Annotated in this window: 14 protein-coding genes; 4 read left to right on the top strand and 10 right to left on the bottom strand. The window is 72.7% G+C overall.

The window, feature by feature from the left end; genetic code table 11:
- The first annotated feature begins 249 nt into the window (after nucleotides 1-249).
- On the top strand, nucleotides 250-2,847 hold the full coding sequence (gene rph / locus OG322_RS15700) for a rifamycin-inactivating phosphotransferase (protein WP_329306562.1): 2,598 nt from the start codon (nucleotides 250-252) through the stop codon (nucleotides 2,845-2,847).
- An 86-nt stretch (nucleotides 2,848-2,933) separates the two neighbouring features.
- On the opposite strand, the gene OG322_RS15695 is transcribed toward rph, so the two are convergent.
- Complete coding sequence (locus tag OG322_RS15695; protein ID WP_124284685.1) at nucleotides 2,934-5,387, bottom strand: helicase C-terminal domain-containing protein; 2,454 nt, start codon at nucleotides 5,385-5,387, stop codon at nucleotides 2,934-2,936.
- Between the two features lie 75 nt (nucleotides 5,388-5,462).
- On the opposite strand from OG322_RS15695, the gene OG322_RS15690 reads away from it, so the two are divergent.
- The gene (locus OG322_RS15690; protein WP_266411323.1) at nucleotides 5,463-6,554 is read left to right on the top strand and encodes a hypothetical protein; all 1,092 of its coding nucleotides are present in this window, start codon (nucleotides 5,463-5,465) and stop codon (nucleotides 6,552-6,554) included.
- A 79-nt stretch (nucleotides 6,555-6,633) separates the two neighbouring features.
- Here the strand turns inward: OG322_RS15690 and OG322_RS15685 are convergent, their stop codons facing one another.
- The 4 genes from OG322_RS15685 to OG322_RS15670 are packed head-to-tail and all read right to left on the bottom strand — an operon-like array spanning nucleotide 6,634 to nucleotide 10,567.
- Nucleotides 6,634-7,611 (bottom strand): ABC transporter substrate-binding protein, encoded by a 978-nt coding sequence (locus OG322_RS15685; protein ID WP_329306561.1) that lies wholly within the window; start codon nucleotides 7,609-7,611, stop codon nucleotides 6,634-6,636.
- 36 nt (nucleotides 7,612-7,647) lie between these two features.
- Nucleotides 7,648-8,493 (bottom strand): ABC transporter ATP-binding protein, encoded by an 846-nt coding sequence (locus tag OG322_RS15680; RefSeq protein WP_329306560.1) that lies wholly within the window; start codon nucleotides 8,491-8,493, stop codon nucleotides 7,648-7,650.
- Complete coding sequence (locus tag OG322_RS15675; RefSeq protein WP_123460810.1) at nucleotides 8,490-9,560, bottom strand: FecCD family ABC transporter permease; 1,071 nt, start codon at nucleotides 9,558-9,560, stop codon at nucleotides 8,490-8,492. The genes OG322_RS15680 and OG322_RS15675 overlap by 4 nt, the downstream gene beginning before the upstream one ends.
- On the bottom strand, nucleotides 9,557-10,567 hold the full coding sequence (locus OG322_RS15670) for a FecCD family ABC transporter permease (RefSeq protein ID WP_123460811.1): 1,011 nt from the start codon (nucleotides 10,565-10,567) through the stop codon (nucleotides 9,557-9,559). The genes OG322_RS15675 and OG322_RS15670 overlap by 4 nt, the downstream gene beginning before the upstream one ends.
- Nucleotides 10,568-10,671: 104 nt before the next feature.
- On the opposite strand from OG322_RS15670, the gene OG322_RS15665 reads away from it, so the two are divergent.
- Nucleotides 10,672-11,295, top strand: coding sequence for an HAD family hydrolase (locus OG322_RS15665; protein ID WP_123460812.1), 624 nt, complete (start codon nucleotides 10,672-10,674; stop codon nucleotides 11,293-11,295).
- A 47-nt stretch (nucleotides 11,296-11,342) separates the two neighbouring features.
- Here the strand turns inward: OG322_RS15665 and OG322_RS15660 are convergent, their stop codons facing one another.
- On the bottom strand, nucleotides 11,343-11,567 hold the full coding sequence (locus OG322_RS15660; RefSeq protein ID WP_329306559.1) for a hypothetical protein: 225 nt from the start codon (nucleotides 11,565-11,567) through the stop codon (nucleotides 11,343-11,345).
- Between the two features lie 160 nt (nucleotides 11,568-11,727).
- Here OG322_RS15660 and OG322_RS15655 point away from each other — a divergent pair, with 160 nt between their 5' ends.
- Nucleotides 11,728-12,111: a cold-shock protein gene (locus OG322_RS15655; protein WP_123460814.1), complete on the top strand. Its 384-nt coding sequence runs from the start codon at nucleotides 11,728-11,730 to the stop codon at nucleotides 12,109-12,111.
- A gap of 9 nt (nucleotides 12,112-12,120) precedes the next feature.
- Here the strand turns inward: OG322_RS15655 and OG322_RS15650 are convergent, their stop codons facing one another.
- From OG322_RS15650 to OG322_RS15635, 4 genes are read right to left on the bottom strand one after another with little or no spacing between them, the layout of a single operon-like run.
- Complete coding sequence (locus OG322_RS15650) at nucleotides 12,121-12,978, bottom strand: 1,4-dihydroxy-6-naphthoate synthase (RefSeq protein WP_124284688.1); 858 nt, start codon at nucleotides 12,976-12,978, stop codon at nucleotides 12,121-12,123.
- Nucleotides 12,959-13,666 carry a futalosine hydrolase gene (locus OG322_RS15645; RefSeq protein WP_329306558.1) on the bottom strand — a complete coding sequence of 236 codons (708 nt, stop codon included), beginning with the start codon at nucleotides 13,664-13,666 and terminating at the stop codon, nucleotides 12,959-12,961. Before OG322_RS15645 ends, OG322_RS15650 begins: the two co-directional genes overlap by 20 nt.
- A gap of 28 nt (nucleotides 13,667-13,694) precedes the next feature.
- Complete coding sequence (locus tag OG322_RS15640) at nucleotides 13,695-14,174, bottom strand: DUF2771 domain-containing protein (protein WP_123460817.1); 480 nt, start codon at nucleotides 14,172-14,174, stop codon at nucleotides 13,695-13,697.
- 27 nt (nucleotides 14,175-14,201) lie between these two features.
- Nucleotides 14,202-15,635, bottom strand: a complete 1,434-nt coding sequence (locus tag OG322_RS15635; RefSeq protein WP_329306557.1) for an MFS transporter — start codon at nucleotides 15,633-15,635, stop codon at nucleotides 14,202-14,204.
- Nucleotides 15,636-15,834 lie beyond the last annotated feature (199 nt).

Genomic DNA, 15,834 nt, shown 5'->3' with positions numbered 1-15,834 from the left:
GCCGGCCGGTTCCATCGGGCGGCGGAAAAACCGCGCGGCGGAAAAAGGGAAAGGCAAGGAGAGCTCTCTCCTTGCCACTATCAAGATATAGCGCACCGGGGGGCTTGCCACAAGACCCTGGTCACGGCGCAGAATCGTCGGCCGAGGCCACAACCTGCGGAAATGAGGGCACGACGTGCATCTGCTGGTGTCGACGTACGGGGGACGCGGTGACCTCGGACCAGTGGCGGCAGAACCGGAGGAATCGCGATGACCGCGCAGTATGTGCTGGACCTTCAGGAGATCGACGAGACACAGGTCGCGGTCGTCGGTGGCAAGGGCGCGCACCTGGGCGGGCTGTCGCGGATCGAGGGCATCCGCGTGCCGGACGGCTTCTGCGTGACGACGGACGCCTTCCGGCGGGTCATGGCCGGGGCGCCGTCGATGGCCGATCAGCTCGATCAGCTGTCGTGCCTGAACCCGGACGACCGGGAGGGAATCCGCACGCTCAGCGCGCGGATCCGCCGGACCATCGAAGGGATCGCCGTCCCGGACGATCTCGCGGCGGCGATCACCGGCGCGCTCGGCCGGCTCGGCGGGCAGGCCGCCTGCGCGGTCCGGTCCAGCGCGACGGCGGAGGACCTGCCGACGGCCTCCTTCGCCGGCCAGCAGGACACGTACCTGAACATCGTGGGGCCGACGGCGGTCCTCCAGCACATCAGCCGGTGCTGGGCCTCGCTGTTCACCGAGCGGGCCGTGAACTACCGCCGGCAACACGGCATCGACCACCGCACGGTCCACATGGCCGTGGTCGTCCAGCAGATGGTCCTCCCGCACGCGTCCGGCATCCTCTTCACGGCCGACCCCGTCACGGGCAACCGGAAGGTCGCCACCGTGGACGCCGGCTTCGGCCTCGGCGAGGCCCTGGTCTCCGGCCTGGTGAACCCGGATGTCTTCACGGTGCGGGACGGCGAGATCGTCGCCAGGGCGATCGCCGCCAAACACCGTGCCGTTCACGCCCTGCCGGCCGGCGGTACGCGGGACGTGGCGATCGACGCGGGGCGGCAGGAGCAGCCGTCGCTGACGGATGGGCAGGTCGTGCGTCTCGTGGAGCTCGGGCGGCGGATCGAAGCGCGCTTCGGCCGCCCGCAGGACATCGAATGGTGCCTGGCCGACGATGACTTCCAGATCGTTCAGAGCCGGCCGATCACGACCCTGTTCCCCATCCCCGAGACCGACGACCGGGACAATCACGTCTACGTCTCCGTCGGTCATCAGCAGATGATGACCGACCCCATGAAGCCCCTGGGGTTCTCCATGTGGCAGCTGACGGCCATGGTGCCGATGCACGAGGCCGGCGGGAGGCTGTTCGTCGACGTCACCGGGCGCCTGGCCTCGCCCGCGAGCCGCGCCGCCCTCCTGGACATCATGGGGAGGGGTGATCCGCTGGTCAGGGACGCTCTGGAGACCGTCCTGGACCGCGACGGCTTCGTCCCGTCACTCCCGGACGCGGGTCCCGGCGGGCCGCCGCCCGTCGTCCGGTCCGCCCCGGCCGAGCCCGATCCGGTCATCGTCGCCGAGCTGATCGAGCGCAGCCAGGTGTCCGTCGCCGCCCTGGAACGCGACATCCGGACGAAGTCCGGACCGGCGCTGTTCGACTTCCTGCTGGAGGCCTTCGAGGAGCACAGGCGAGTCCTCGGCGATCCGCTGAACATCCAGGCGATCATGGCGGGCATGGAGGCCACGTGGTGGCTCAACGACAAGCTGCGGGAGTGGCTGGGCGAGAAGAACGCGGCTGACACGCTCACGCTGTCCGCGCCCGGCAACATCACGTCGGAGATGGGACTGGCGCTGCTCGGCGTCGCCGACGTGGTGCGCCCGCACCCGGAAGTGGTGGCGTTCCTCGAGGGCGTCGAGGACGACGGCTTCCTGGACGGGCTGGCGAAGCTCGCGGGCGGGGCCGAAGCGCGCGACGCCATGGAGGCCTACCTCGACCGGTACGGCATGCGCTGCGTCGGCGAGATCGACATCACCAGGCCACGGTGGAGCGAGCGCCCCAGCACGCTCGTGCCCGTGATCCTCGACAACGTCAGGATCTTCGAACCGGGCGCCGCCGAGCGGCGCTTCGAGGAAGGGCGGCAGAAGGCGCGGAAGAAGGAACAGGAGGTGCTGTCCCGCTTGCGGGCCCTGCCGGACGGGGACCGGAAGGCCGACGAGGCCAAGCGGATGATCGACCGGGTCAGGGCCTTCGCCGGGTACCGGGAGTACCCGAAGTACGGCATCGTCAGCCGCTACTTCGTCTACAAGCGGGCCCTGATGGAGGAGGCCGAGCGCCTCGTGCAGGCTCATGTGCTCGCCGAGAAGGAGGACATCTTCTCCCTCACGTTCCAGGAACTGCGCGACGTGGTGCGCTCGCACCAGGTGGATGACCGGCTCATCCAGCAGCGCAAGGACGCGTTCCGGTCGTACCAGGCGCTGACACCGCCCCGGGTGCTCACATCGGACGGTGAGGCCGTCACCGGGGCGTACCGGCGCGACGACGTGCCGGCCGGCGCCCTCGCCGGCCTGCCGGTCTCCGCCGGGACCGTCGAGGGGCGGGCCCGCGTCATCCTTGACATGGCGGAGGCCGACCTCGAAGCGGGCGACATCCTGGTCACGACCTTCACGGACCCCAGCTGGTCGCCGCTGTTCGTCGGAATCGCGGGCCTGGTGACGGAGGTGGGCGGCCTGATGACCCATGGCGCGGTGATCGCCCGGGAGTACGGCTTGCCGGCCGTCGTGGGCGTGGAGCGGGCCACCCGGCTGATCCGGGACGGGCAGCGGATCCGCGTGCACGGAACCGACGGGTACGTCGAGATCCTGCCCTGACCGGCCGCACCGAGGAGACGCCCCGGAGAGGCACCGGACGGAACCCCGCGCCCCGGAACCCGGACCCGGACCCGAACCCCGGGCCGTCAGGTCTGCTGGTCGTCGGCCAGTTCCGCCACGCCCGTGATGCGGTGCAGGGGGTACGTGCGGACCTCGTCGGCCGTGTGGTCGTACGCCGTCACATAGCCGCCCTCGACGCGGACCGGGGCGATCACGCGCTGGCTGGCGGCGCCCTCCGCGTTCACGTAGCCGATCCAGATCGCGGAGCCGGTCATCGCCGCGGCCTGGACGGTGACCAGGGTCTCGGCCGACGTCGTACGGGGCAGCGCGTCCCCGGGGGCCGAGGGGCCGGTGTCCTTGTGGACGACCGTGGCGGCCGTGTCACCGGCCCGGATGGCCCGGACCGCCGCGCCCAGCAGGGTGGGGTCGGGGAGCGGCGGGCCCTCGGGGACGGGGACGGGGGCCGAGCGGGGCGGGGTGCGGCGGGCGCCCGCGCGGGTGATCAGGACGTCGCCGTCGGCGGATTCCGCGGCGGGCGCGTAGCCGAGTTCGCGCAGGCCGTCCAGGAGCGAGGCCGGGTCGATCTGCGCGGCCAGGGCGGTGGGGGCGAGCCGGCGCAGCCGCAGGGTGGCCGAGCGCTTGTCGGCGAGGATCTCGTTGAGGACGGCCTCGTCGTCACAGCGCACATACGCGGACGCGGCGCCGATCCGCAGATGGCCGTGGCGGCGGGCGACGTCGTCGATGAGGTAGCTCAGCGGCTGCGGCACCGGCGTGCGGCTGTGCGTGGCGAGGAAGGCGTGCAGGTCGGCGGCGGACTGCCCGGCGTCCAGGGCGCGTCGCACGGAACCGGGCGTGAACCGGTAGACCGTCGCGCCACCCTTCGACTCGATGTCCGCGACAGTGGCGAGCATGTCCGCGAGCGGGCGTTCCAGCGGGCCCGGCGCGACCGCGGTCAGGTCGGCCTGGAGCAGCACGTGGTCCAGGGGCTCCGGGATGAGCGGGGCGAGCCGGGCGGCGGCCTCGGCGGGGCCGGTGGACAGCAGGGCGCGGGACTGCGAGGCCAGCGCGCCGCGGCCGGTGATGCCGAGGAGCTCGGACTCGTTCAGCGTCCACAGGGCGATCCGGGACCGCAGGTCGGTGGTGTCCCCGGCGGAGGCGGAGGCGCCGCGCAGCGGGCGCTCCCAGCGGAGCCGGGCGAGCAGGGTCTCCGGGTCCGGGGCGGTGCCCGGGGGCAGCGCGGTGAGCAGGGCCAGCACGCGGTGGCGGACCTCGGGGGCGGCGGAGCGGTCCAGGTCGGGGCCGAGGGTGGACAGCGCGCGGCCCTTGGCGTCCTGGCCGCCCACCAGCCCCGGGGTGCGGGTGGCGGCGAGCCAGGCGGTGGCGAGGCGCACCCAGCGGTCCTGGGCGGGGAGTTCGGTCCAGTCGTCGTACGCGGGGGTCGGCGCGTACCGCTCGTCGGCCTCGCCGTCGGAGGCCAGCAGCCCGGCGGCGTGGGCGAGTTCGATCCAGAACGCGGCGACGGGCTCCGACACGTCCAGCACCGCGGCGGTCTTCTTCAGTTCGCGGACGCTGAGGCCGCCTGCCCGCAGTATGGCGGGGCCGCCGCCGTTCCAGCTCTTCAGGAGCTCCTCGACGGTGGACACCGACAGGAACGCCTGGCCGGCCGCCGCACTGTCCACAGCCTGTGGATCGCGTTCCGCCACGGAGGCCACGGCGGGCGGCTGCGGCTCGGGCACCCGGTGGGCGCGCCCGGCCCGCAGGTGCAGCGCGGCCTCGCGCGGCAGCACGACGGTCCGGGTCGACACGGGCAGCAGCAGTCCGCGGTCGCGCAGCCACTTCACGGGCGGGGTGGGATTCGGGGTCACCTCGCCGTACGGCGGGCCCCAGACCAGCCGGTCCAGCACCGACAGCGCCTCCACGGGGGCGGTGTCCAGGAGTTCGCCCATCCGGGCCCGGTCGGTGAAGAGCCCGGCCAGGGCGGTCACCGCGGAGACCGGGTCGTAGGTGGCGGGCAGCCCGGCCGCGGTGAGGATCTCCTGGAGCCGGCCCGGCGACATGCCTGCGGTGGCCTCCGCGACGGTCGGGCCGAGGCCGGTGGGGGAGGGGTGCTGCGGTGACGGCGCGAGGAGTTCGCGGGCGGTGCGCACCAGGTGCAGCCGTTCGTCCTCCCCCCAGACGAGGGCCTGTTCGCGCAGGGTGGTGAGGGCCCCGGGCAGCGCGTCCACGATGGCGGCGCCCGCGTCACCGTGATGCTCGCCGTCGTCCCGGCCGTCGCCGGTGAGCAGGCCGAGCAGGGTGTCGTACGGAGCGGGATCGGGCGCGACCGCGAGTGCTTCGGCGGTCTGCAGGGCGAACCGGTCGAGGTGTTCCAGGGCGCGGACGACGGAGGCACGGGTGCCGGCCCGCGTCGCGAGCTGGGTGATGTCGCCCGGCACGGGGCTGAGCAGGTCGGGCCGGGCACGCAGCAGCCCGGCCAACGACTCGTCGTCCCGGGCGCGCAGAGCCTCGGCCAGCGTCCGCGGTGGTGTGGTCATCCCCATCCGTCCCACGGTAGTCGCTCCGGACGGGCCCGAGGGCGCTACCGTCGTCGCAGGGCGGTAGAGGGGAACCATCGCGTGGGGATCGAGAGCGATCAGCTGGTCTACGACTACCTGAGCCGGGTCGGGGACATGGCACAGCAGCAACAGCTGTCCTCGGGCACCCGGATGAGGCTCGTGTCGGCGCTGCGGGGCGAGATCGACCGGCAGCGCGTGAAGCAGGCCGCGGACACGCCTGCGGCGGTGCGCCGCATCATAGGGAAGCTCGGTACCCCCGACGAACTGGTCGCGGCGGCGGCCTCGTCGGCCGACGGATCGGTGCCGCTGCCGCAGGCGCCGGAGCCGGAGCCGGGTCCCGCGAAGGCGCCCGGCGTCCCCCGGCCACGCAGGCCGAAGCTCCGCAAGGACAGCCGCAAGGACAGCCGCGGGGACGGCCGGAAAGACAGTTCGGGCAAGGGCGCGTCGGAGTTGCCGGCGCAGGCGTCCGGGGCGTCCCCCGGGGTGCCGGCCGGGGGCGGGCCGGCCGCGCCGCACCGCGCCGGCACGGACGAACTGGGTCCGTCCGGGAGCGAGACGGACTGGTGGCGCGTCGAACCGGGCCCGTTCGGCGAGTTCGGCGAGGGAACCGCGGTGGCGGGTTTCCGCGGCGGGGTGGAGATCCCGGCGGTGCTGCGGCCGCCGGGGGCGGCCGAGGACGAGGAGTCCGGGGAGCCGGAGGAGGAGTGGGAGGAGGGCGAGGACGGCGAGGAGGAGTCCGCGGAGCCGGCGGCTCCGCGACGGCGGTGGCGGCCCAGGCTGCGCCGCGCCCGGGGCGGCGGGGGCGGGGCGCCCCGCGGCTTCTCGCACCCCCTGCTGCTGCTCGCCGCCGCACTGCTGGTGACCGGAGCGGTGATGGGCTCCCTGCTGGCCCTGGCGGGCGGCTGGCTGATCGCGTACAGCTCCCGCAAGCTGTCCCGCGCGGAGGCGAAATGGGTGGCGATGGGGCTGCCCGGGATGGTCGCGGCGGGCGCCCTCGTCTGGCTGTGGGGCCGGATGGACGGCCGGTGGGGCACGCCCATCGGGGACGGGCAGATGGCCCCGGCGATCGGCCAGACCTGGCCGTGGGCGGTGCGGGGTGCGGCCGTGGCCTCCGCGCTCTACCTGGTGTGGCGGGCGCGAAGGCGGGCGTGACGGCCGGGCTGTGACAGCCCGGCCGTCAAGGGCTGCCCGGCCCTGACGAGCCGGGCCGGGTCATGTCCGTGACGCCTTGTCAGCCGGTCATCTTCGTCTGGAACTCGTCGAGGATGCGGTCCGCGGCGGTGTAGCCGATGCCCGCGATCCACAGCCGGTCGTCGACCTTGAAGACCTTGCCGTCCTTGGAGGCCTTCAGCCCCTTCCACAGCCCGCTCCTCATCGTCCGGGTCGTGCCCGCCTTGTCCGGGTCGCCGTACGTCGAGGTGAAGACGGCGTCCGCGTCCGCGAGGTCGATCTTCTCGGGCGACACGTCGTAGGAGAAGCCGTCCTTGGCCTTGTCCGTGATGGCGGGGCGGCCCATGCCGAGGTCGGCGAGGATCGAGCCGATGTAGTTCTGCTTGCCGTAGATGCGGATGTCCGCGCCCTCGACGAAGCGCACGAAGTTGACGTCGGTGGCCGCCGCCTTCTTCTTGCCGCCGACCGCCGCGGTCACCTTCGCGACATGGGCGTCGTACGAGGCGATGACCCTCTTCGCCTCGGCCTGCTTGCCGAGCGCCTCCGCGTGGACCTGGAAGTTCTCCTTCCAGGCCGATCCGGTGGACTCCGTCATCACGGTCGGGGCGATCGCGCTGAGCTGCTTGTAGCGTTCGCCGTCGCGGACCTTGCTGGTGAGGATCAGGTCCGGCTTCAGGGAGGCGACGGTCTCCATGCTGGGGTTGGCGATCTCACCGACCTCCTTGATGTCCTTCGTCCTGTCCGCCGGCAGATAGGCGGGGAAGCCGTCCTCGGTCGCGGAGTGCGTCCCGCCGACGGGCCGCACGCCGAGGGTGAGCGCGGAGTCCAGCTCACCGGTGTCCAGGACCACGACCCGCTTCGGGTGCGCGGGAACCTTCACGTCACCCATCACCGTCTTCATGGTGTGCGTCGTACCGGCCGACGAGGAGCCGTCGCTCCTGGCGCCGGAGCCGGAGGAGCCGCAGGCGGAGAGTGCGAGTGCGCCGGTCAGGGCGAGCGCGCCGAATGTGAGGCCACGGCGGCGGACGGAGGTGGCCATGGGCTGCCTTTCGTAGGGGGGTGTGCGGATTCGGGTTCAGGAGGCGTACGCGGGCTGCCAGGGCGCCCCCGGCACGACGAGCGGCGAACCCGTCACCGGGTCCGGGACGATCACCGCCTCCAGGCCGAAGACCTCACGGACGAGTCCGGCGGTGACGATGTCCCCGGGACGGCCCTCGGCGACGATCCGGCCCGCCTTCATGGCGACCAGGTGATCGGCGTACCGGGCGGCCTGGTTGAGGTCGTGGAGCACCGTCACCACGGTCCGGCCGCGGGTGCCGTCGGCCGCCGGGGCGGCGAGCCGGCGCACCAGGTCGAGGACCTCCACCTGGTGGGCGATGTCGAGGTACGTGGTCGGCTCGTCGAGCAGCAGCAGATCGGTCTCCTGGGCGAGCGCCATCGCGATCCACACCCGCTGGCGCTGCCCGCCGGAGAGCTCGTCCACCGAGCGGGAGCCGAGCGCGGTGATGTCGGTGCGCTCCATGGCGTCCGTCACCGCCCGCTCGTCCTCCTGCGACCACTGCTGCCACCAGTGCTGGTGGGGCTGGCGGCCGCGGGCGACGAGGTCGGAGACGGTGATCGCCTCGGGGGCCACCGGGGTCTGCGGAAGCAGCCCGATCGACTGGGCGATCTTCTTCGTGGGGATTTTCGACAGCTCGGTGCCGTCCAGCAGCACCGCGCCGCCGCGCGGCTTGAGCAGCCGGCCCAGCGCCCGCAGCGTCGTCGACTTGCCGCAGGCGTTCGGCCCGACGATGACCGTCACCCGGCCGTCGGGCACGGCCAGGTCCAGCTCGTGGACGACGGTCCGGTCCTCGTACGCGAGCGTCAGCCCGCGCACCGTCAGCCGGCTGGTCACGGCGTCCTGCTGCTGGGTCTCGGTCATGCGTTGCCTCCCCTGCGGCCACCGTGACCGCGGATGATCAGCCAGATCAGATACGGGGCGCCGACCGCCGCCGTCAGGACGCCCACCGGCAGTTCGGTGGGGGAGAAGAGTCTGCGGGCCAGCAGATCCGCGAAGACGACGATCACCGCGCCGAGCAGCGCCGAACAGAGCAGCGGGATCTGCGCGGTCCGGGTCATCCGGCGGGCGATCTGCGGGGCGAGCAGGGCGACGAAGTCGACCGGCCCGGCCGTCCCCGTCGCCACCGACGCCAGGATCACGCCGAGGGCGACGAGCCCCAGCCGTACCCGGCCCAGCCGGACCCCGAGCGCGGTCGCCGTGTCGTCGTCCATGGTCACGGTGCGCTGGGCGCGGGCGGCCCACAGGACGGCGGGCAGCAGGACCAGCAGCGTCCAGCCGATGGGCGCGGCCTCGTCGTAGCCGCGGCCGTTGAGCGAGCCGGTCATCCAGATCTGCGCCTGCTGGGCGACGAGGTAGTCGCCCTTGGTCAGGAACAGGGTGGTGACCGAGCGCAGCGCGATGGCGAAGCCGATGCCGATCAGGACGAAGCGGGTGGCGTGGAGCCCGCCGCGCCAGGCGAAGGCGTAGACGAGTGCGGCGGCCGCGACCCCGCCGACCACCGACAGGTACGGCAGGACGGTGTACGAGGTGATGCCGAACGTCATCGCGCCGACCGTGAGCGCGCTCGCGCCCTGGCTGATGCCGATGATGTCCGGGCTGGCGAGCGGGTTGCGGGCCACGGTCTGGATCAGCGCGCCGGCGATCCCGAAGGCGAGGCCGACGAGCAGCCCGACGACCATGCGCGGCAGCCGCAGCGTGCCGACGACGAGTTCGTCGGCGGAGGGCCGGCCCAGGACCACCTTCAGGACCTCGCCGGGCGCGACGAAGCTCTCGCCGACGCACAGGTACGCGACGCAGACGACGGCCAGCAGCACGACGAGCGCGGCGGCGGCGACCGCGGCGCGGCGGTGCAGCAGGAACCGCCCGCGCGCCCCGACCCGTATGACGCTGTACCCGGCGGGCCGTACCGCGGCCGTGGTGGCGCTCATGCGGGCACCGCCTTCCGGCGTACCAGCGTGACCAGGAACGGCACCCCGATCAGCGCCGTCATCACACCGGCCGGGATCTCGCTCGGCGGGAAGAGGATCCGGCCGATCACATCGGAGACGAGCAGCATCACGGGTCCGATCAGAGCGGCCATCGGGAGCACCCAGCGGTGGTCGCTGCCGACGACTCCGCGGGCGATGTGCGGGACGGCGAGGCCGATGAACGCGATCGGCCCGGCCGCCGCGACACCGACGCCGGTGAGCACGGTGGCGCCGACGCCGCCGACGATCCGTACCGTCGCGATCTTCTGCCCGAGCCCCTTGGCCATGTCCTCGCCGAGCGCCAGCGCGTCGAGCCCGCGGGCGACCGAGAGCACGAGGACCGTCCCCACCAGCAGGAACGGCCAGATCTGCTGGGCGACCTGGGCCTCGCGTCCGGCGATCGAGCCGACCTGCCAGAACCGGAACTCGTCCAGCGCGGACGCCTTCGTCGTCAGTACGGCCATGGTCACCGACACCAGCAGCGCGTTGATCGCGGCGCCGCCGAGCGCGAGTTTCACCGGGGTGGCGCCGCCGCGTCCGCTGGAGGCGATGGCGTACACCGCGACGGAGGCGATCGCCGCCCCCGCGAAGGCGAACCAGACGTACCCGGTGAGCGTGTGGATGCCCGCGTACGCGATGGCCAGCACCACCCCGACCGAGGCGCCCTGGCTGATGCCGAGGATGCCCGGGTCGGCGATGGGGTTACGGGTGATGCCCTGGAGCACCGTGCCGGCGAGGGCGAGGGCGGCGCCGACCATCAGCCCGATCAGGGTGCGGGGCACCCGCATGTTCCGGATGACCTCGGCGGCGTCGGAGTTCCCGCCGTGCAGCAGGGCGTCCAGGACGGCGGACGGGGCGATGGAGCGCGCCCCCACGGCGAGGCTGAGCAGTACGGCGAGCAGCAGCGCCGCGACGGCCGCCGCCGTCAGCAGAGCGCGTCTGGAGCGGCGTGGTGCGGCGGCTGGCATCGGACCCCATCGAAAAGCGAAGCAAAGTAAGGCTTGGCTAAGTCTAAGCACCGGCTCCACGGGCCCGTCCGGGGGTGTGCGGAGTCCCGCACCCGCTCGGCACAATGGCGGTCATGGCTTCGCACGCACTGACGGTCGGCTTCGACCTGGACATGACGCTCATCGACTCCCGGCCCGGCATCAAGGCCGCCTACCTGGCGCTTTCCGCCGAGACGGGGTCGGTGATCGACGCCGACCTGGTGGTGAGCCGGCTGGGCCCGCCGCCGGAGGACGAGCTGGCGAACTGGTTCCCGGCGGCGGAGGTGGCCGCGGTGGCCGACCGCTACCGCGAGATCTACCCCACATACGGGATCGCTCCGACGTTCGCCCTGCCCGGCGCGCGTGAGTCCCTCGACGCGATCCGCGAGCTGGGCGGCCGGACGATGGTCGTCACCGCCAAGCACGAGCCGAACGCGAAGCTGCACCTGACCCACCTGGGCATCGAACCCGATGTGCTCGTGGGCGGCCTGTGGGCCGAGGCGAAGGCGGAGGCGCTGCGGGAGCACGGGGCGGGTGTGTACGTGGGCGACCACACCGGCGACGTACGCGGCGCGCGGGCCGCGGGCGCGCTGTCGGTGGGCGTGACGACGGGTCCCTGCGACGCGGAGGAACTCCGGTCGGCGGGGGCGGACGTGATCCTGTCGTCACTGACGGAGTTCCCGGCCTGGCTGAACGGGTACGCGGCGTAGGACCCCACGCACACCGTCCGGGACCCTCAGCGGCGTTTCGGCCCTGCCTACCGCTGCGGTGCCCCTGCCCGCGCCGACCGGACAACGCCCGCCGCGGCGATCAGGAACCCCACTCCCATCAGCATGCACACCGCGTACGCGATGGACGGGAACGGCTCGGTGCCGAGGAACAACGGGGCCATGGTGACCAGCGTCGCCGCCGCGCCGACGAAGAAGACGATCGCGCCGAGCCGGACCAGCAGGTCGCCTGCGCCAGAAGGAGAAGTACTCACACTGTCAGAGTAGTTCTTTCAGGACACCAGTCCGGATGACCAGGCTTGACGAGGGGTACTTCACCTGTGGAGGCTTCTGCCAGCAGGGGAGCACGACCACTGGACGGCCTGACCTGCTGAGGCTTTGTTCCGGCATACGGGTTGAGATGGGGTGCGTGCTTTGCCGACTGGCAAGGTCAAGTGGTTCAACAGTGAGAAGGGCTTCGGCTTTCTCTCCCGCGACGACGGCAGCGACGTCTTCGTGCACTCGTCGGTGCTCCCCACCGGAGTCGACGCACTCAAGCCCGGCCAGCGCGTCGAATTCGGCGTGGTCGCCGGACAACGCGGTGACCAGGCGCTTTCCGTGGCCATCCTCGACCCCACCCCGTCCGTCGCGGCCGCCCAGCGCCGCAAGCCGGACGAACTGGCGTCGATCGTGCAGGATCTGACGACCGTGCTGGAGAACATCACGCCGCTGCTGGAGCGCGGCCGCTACCCCGACAAGGCGGCGGGCGCCAAGATCGCCGGCCTGCTGCGCGCGGTCGCGGACCAGCTCGACGTGTAGGAGCCGTACTCAGTAACAGGACAGCGCGTCCGGTCCGAGGGGCGGTACCAGCCCCTCGGCCGCGGCGCGGGTCAGCAGGCCGCGGATCGCCGCGTAGCCGTCCTCGCCGAGGTCGGCGGTGAACTCGTTCACGTACAGGCCGATGTGCTGGTCGGCGACGGAGGGGTCCATCTCCTGCGCGTGCTCCAGCACGTACGGCCGCGAGGCCTGCGGGTCGTCCCACGCCATCCGTACCGACGTGCGCACCGACTCGGCGAGCAGCTTCAGGGTGTCCGCGCCCAGCGAGCGCTTCGCGATGATCGCGCCGAGCGGGATCGGGAGGCCGGTCGTGTTCTCCCAGTGGCGGCCCATGTCGGCCAGATTGTGCAGACCGTAGTTCTGGTAGGTGAAACGCGCCTCGTGGATGACGAGTCCGGCGTCCACCTTGCCGTCCCGCACCGCCGGCATGATCTCGTCGAACGGCATGACGACGACTCTGCCGACGCCGCCCGGCACCACCTCCGCGGCCCACAGCCGGAACAGCAGGTACGCGGTGGAACGCTCGCTCGGTACGGCGACGGTCCTGCCCGTCAGGTCCGTGCCCGGCTCCCGGGTGAGGACCAGCGGCCCGCAGCCCCGCCCCAGCGCCCCGCCGCACGGCAGCAGCGCGTACTCCTGAAGGACCCAGGGAAGCACCGCGTACGAGACCTTCAGGACGTCCAGCTCACCGCGCTCGGCCATGCCGTTGGTGATGTCGATGTCCGCGAAGGTGACATCGAGGGCGGGCGCGCCGGGGACCCTGCCGTGCGCCCAGGCATCGAAGACGAACGTGTCGTTCGGGCACGGCGAGAAGGCGATCCGCAGCGGGTCAGGGGTTGTCTCGGTCATGGTGGGTCGTCCAGCCTTCCAGTACGGGTATGAGCTTCCCGAACGCGTCGGTGAGCGCGGCCAGCGCGTCGCCGATGCGCCAGGCGTCGCGGTCGCGGGGGCCGACGGCGTTCGAGACGGCCCTGATCTCCAGGACGGGCACGCCGCTCAGGCCGGCCGCCTCCGCGACCCCGAACCCCTCCATGGCCTCGGCGGCGGCGCCGGGGTGTGCGTCGAGGAGGGCGGCGGCGCGCTCGGCGCTGCCGGTCACGGTGGAGACGGTGAGGATGTCGCCGGTCACCGCACCGGTCGCGGCGGCCACCGCGCGTACCAGGGAGCGGGGCGGGTGGTGCCGGTCGCGGCCGAAGCCCAGTTCGGTGACGGGGACGAAGCCCGCGGGGGTCTCCGCGCCCAGGTCGGCGGCGGCGATGCGGCCGGCCACGACCAGGGCGCCGACCGGGGCGACACCGGCGAAGCCGCCGCCGATGCCCGCCGAGATCACCAGGTCGTAGCGGTCCGAGACCAGGCCGAACGCGGCGGCGGCCGCGGCGGCGGCCGGTCCCGCGCCGCCCGCGAGGACGTCGAAGGGGCCCGCGCGGTGGATCTCGGCGCCCGGCACCCGGCGTACCGACACCTCGGAGCCGTCCCCGAACGCACGCGTGACCGCGTCCCGTTCCACCGGGACAGCGGTCACGACGAGCACACGCACGGGAGAGGCCTCCGAGGTCAGGAGGGGATCAGTCGGTCTTCTTGAGCTCGAAGTGCCAGATGCCCAGCAGCTCCTTGCCCTTGGTCTCCACGATGCTGATCTGCGTCTCGTTCGTGGTCTCGCCGGTCTGGCTGGAGAAGAAGGCGCTGCCCGGGATCGACCGGTAGGTCTTCTTGTACGGCTCCTGCTCGGCCTGCTGGCCGTTGATGAAGAGGGTCCAGCCGTGGTCCGCGACCTCGGGGTCGACGCCGAAGTGGACCTTGTCGTCCATCGCGACCTCGACGGTCTTCTCCGCCTTCTTGTTGAGGCAGCTCTTGACCTCGGATTCCTTGAGGGCCTTGCCATCGTTGTAGCAGGACGCCTCGGTGTTCACCGAGTTGTCGCCGACCGTCACGGTGGCGAGCGGCGTCGGCTTGTCGCAGGCGGAGAGGACAAGGAGTCCCGCGGACACGGCACCAAGAGCGACGCCGATTCGACGGCCCTTACCGGAGAAGAACGCAACGGTCATGGGCCGAAGGCTATCGGTCGCCCCGGCTCATGCCACGCGGGGGTGCGGCGAGCCGCGCCGCGCGGCGCCCAGCAGCCCCCGTACGGAGGCCGCCGCACCGAGCGTGAGGATGCCCGCGGCGACCGCCATGCCCAGTACGCCGTTGAGGGGGAGGGAGATCCCGATCGCGCCGCCGGCCACCCACGCCATCTGGAGCAGCGTCTCGGAGCGGGCGAACGCGGAGGTGCGCACCTCCTCCGGCACATCGCGCTGGATCATCGCGTCCAGCGACAGCTTCGACAGGGCCTGGGTGAAGCCCGCCATGGCCGCGAGCGCGGCGACCATGACCGTGCTGAAGAAGGCCGCGGCCAGCACGGCGACGCCGAGCGCCAGGCCCAGCACCGATGCGACGATGACTTCCGGCCCGCGGGCCCTCAGCCAGGAGCCGACCGCCGTGCCCAGCGCGTTGCCCGCCCCGGCCGCCACGCCGACGATGCCGAGCGAGATCGCGGCGCTCTGGCCGGAGAGCGGCTGCTCGCGCAGCAGGAACGCCAGGAAGAAGATCAGGAAGCCGGAGAGCGCGCGGTGCGCGGCGTTGGCCTGGAGCCCGTGCAGGACGGACGGACCGACCGAACGCAGCCCCGGCCGCTTCTCGCCGCTCTTCTCCCTGGACCTGGTCCTCCTGCCGGTCCGGGGCGCGGCGGGTTTGCGAAGCGCGTCGGGCCGGGCGGCGCCCTCGTCGTGCGGGTGCACGAGGTGTGCCTTGCGCTCGCCCTTCGCCGAGTCCACCTTGGGCGGCAGGGTGAACGCGAGGATCGCACCGCCGACGAAGATCGCGGACGCGCCGTAGAGCGGCCACGGCGGGCCGATCGTCTGGAGCCCCGCCCCGATCGGAGCAGCCGCACCGGTGGCCAGGAGACCGGCGAGGGTGACCCGCGAGTTCGCCTTCACCAGCGAGAACCGGGGTGGCAGCAGCCGCGGTACGACGGCGCTGCGCACCACCCCGTACGCCTTCGAGCAGACCAGGACGCCCAGGGCCGCCGGATACAGCTCCAGGCCGCCGGTGGCGACCGCGCCCGACATGGTGAGCGCCAGCAGCGCGCGGGCCAGCATGGAAGCCGCCATCGCGGCGCGGCGGCCGTGCGGCAGATGGTCCAGGAGCGGGCCGATGACCGGGGCGAGGAGGATGAACGGCGCCATCGTGACGGCGAGGTACAGCGCGACCCGGCCGCGGGCCTGGTCCGTCGGTACGGAGAAGAACACCGTGGACGCCAGCGCGATCGTGATCATCACGTCGCCCGCGCCGTTCACCGCGTGCAGCTCGATCAGCTTGCCGAGACCCGACTCACCGGCTCCGTGGGCGTGCGTCGCCTTCCGGATGCCCCGGGCGGTCCCGGTGAACGGGGACTGGAGGGCATGACCGATCGACCGGCTCGTCCTGCGGAGCGAACCGGATCCGTCGTGCGACCTGGCAGAAGCCACTTGGTCATACTGCCCCAGGACCAGTCGTCGCGAACCGGGACAGGCACGGGGCGCGGTGCCTACCGCCCTGTCGGGTCAGCGATCGGCCAGGTCGCAGCGGGTGCGGGCCGGTGAATCCCGATGGCCGGGGCGCGCTCTTTACAGGGGACACGGCACCGGATACGGCGTCGTTTGGGACGGGCAGGTGGGCGGGAAGCGG

The sequence above is a fragment of the Streptomyces sp. NBC_01260 genome (assembly GCF_036226405.1).
Classification (GTDB): Bacteria; Actinomycetota; Actinomycetes; order Streptomycetales; family Streptomycetaceae; genus Streptomyces; species Streptomyces laculatispora.
The sequence above is the reverse complement of the archived record's forward strand: the minus strand, read 5'-3'. Positions and strand labels throughout refer to the sequence as shown.

Bases quoted from the DNA above. Each gene is read 5' to 3' on its own strand.
- rph (WP_329306562.1), top strand. From the start codon at position 250: ATGACCGCGCAGTATGTGCTGGACCTTCAGGAGATCGACGAGACACAG.
- OG322_RS15695 (WP_124284685.1), bottom strand. From the start codon at position 5,387: ATGGGGATGACCACACCACCGCGGACGCTGGCCGAGGCTCTGCGCGCC.
- OG322_RS15685 (WP_329306561.1), bottom strand. From the start codon at position 7,611: ATGGCCACCTCCGTCCGCCGCCGTGGCCTCACATTCGGCGCGCTCGCC.
- OG322_RS15680 (WP_329306560.1), bottom strand. From the start codon at position 8,493: ATGACCGAGACCCAGCAGCAGGACGCCGTGACCAGCCGGCTGACGGTG.
- OG322_RS15675 (WP_123460810.1), bottom strand. From the start codon at position 9,560: ATGAGCGCCACCACGGCCGCGGTACGGCCCGCCGGGTACAGCGTCATA.
- OG322_RS15670 (WP_123460811.1), bottom strand. From the start codon at position 10,567: ATGCCAGCCGCCGCACCACGCCGCTCCAGACGCGCTCTGCTGACGGCG.
- OG322_RS15665 (WP_123460812.1), top strand. From the start codon at position 10,672: ATGGCGGTCATGGCTTCGCACGCACTGACGGTCGGCTTCGACCTGGAC.
- OG322_RS15650 (WP_124284688.1), bottom strand. From the start codon at position 12,978: ATGACCGAGACAACCCCTGACCCGCTGCGGATCGCCTTCTCGCCGTGC.
- OG322_RS15640 (WP_123460817.1), bottom strand. From the start codon at position 14,174: ATGACCGTTGCGTTCTTCTCCGGTAAGGGCCGTCGAATCGGCGTCGCT.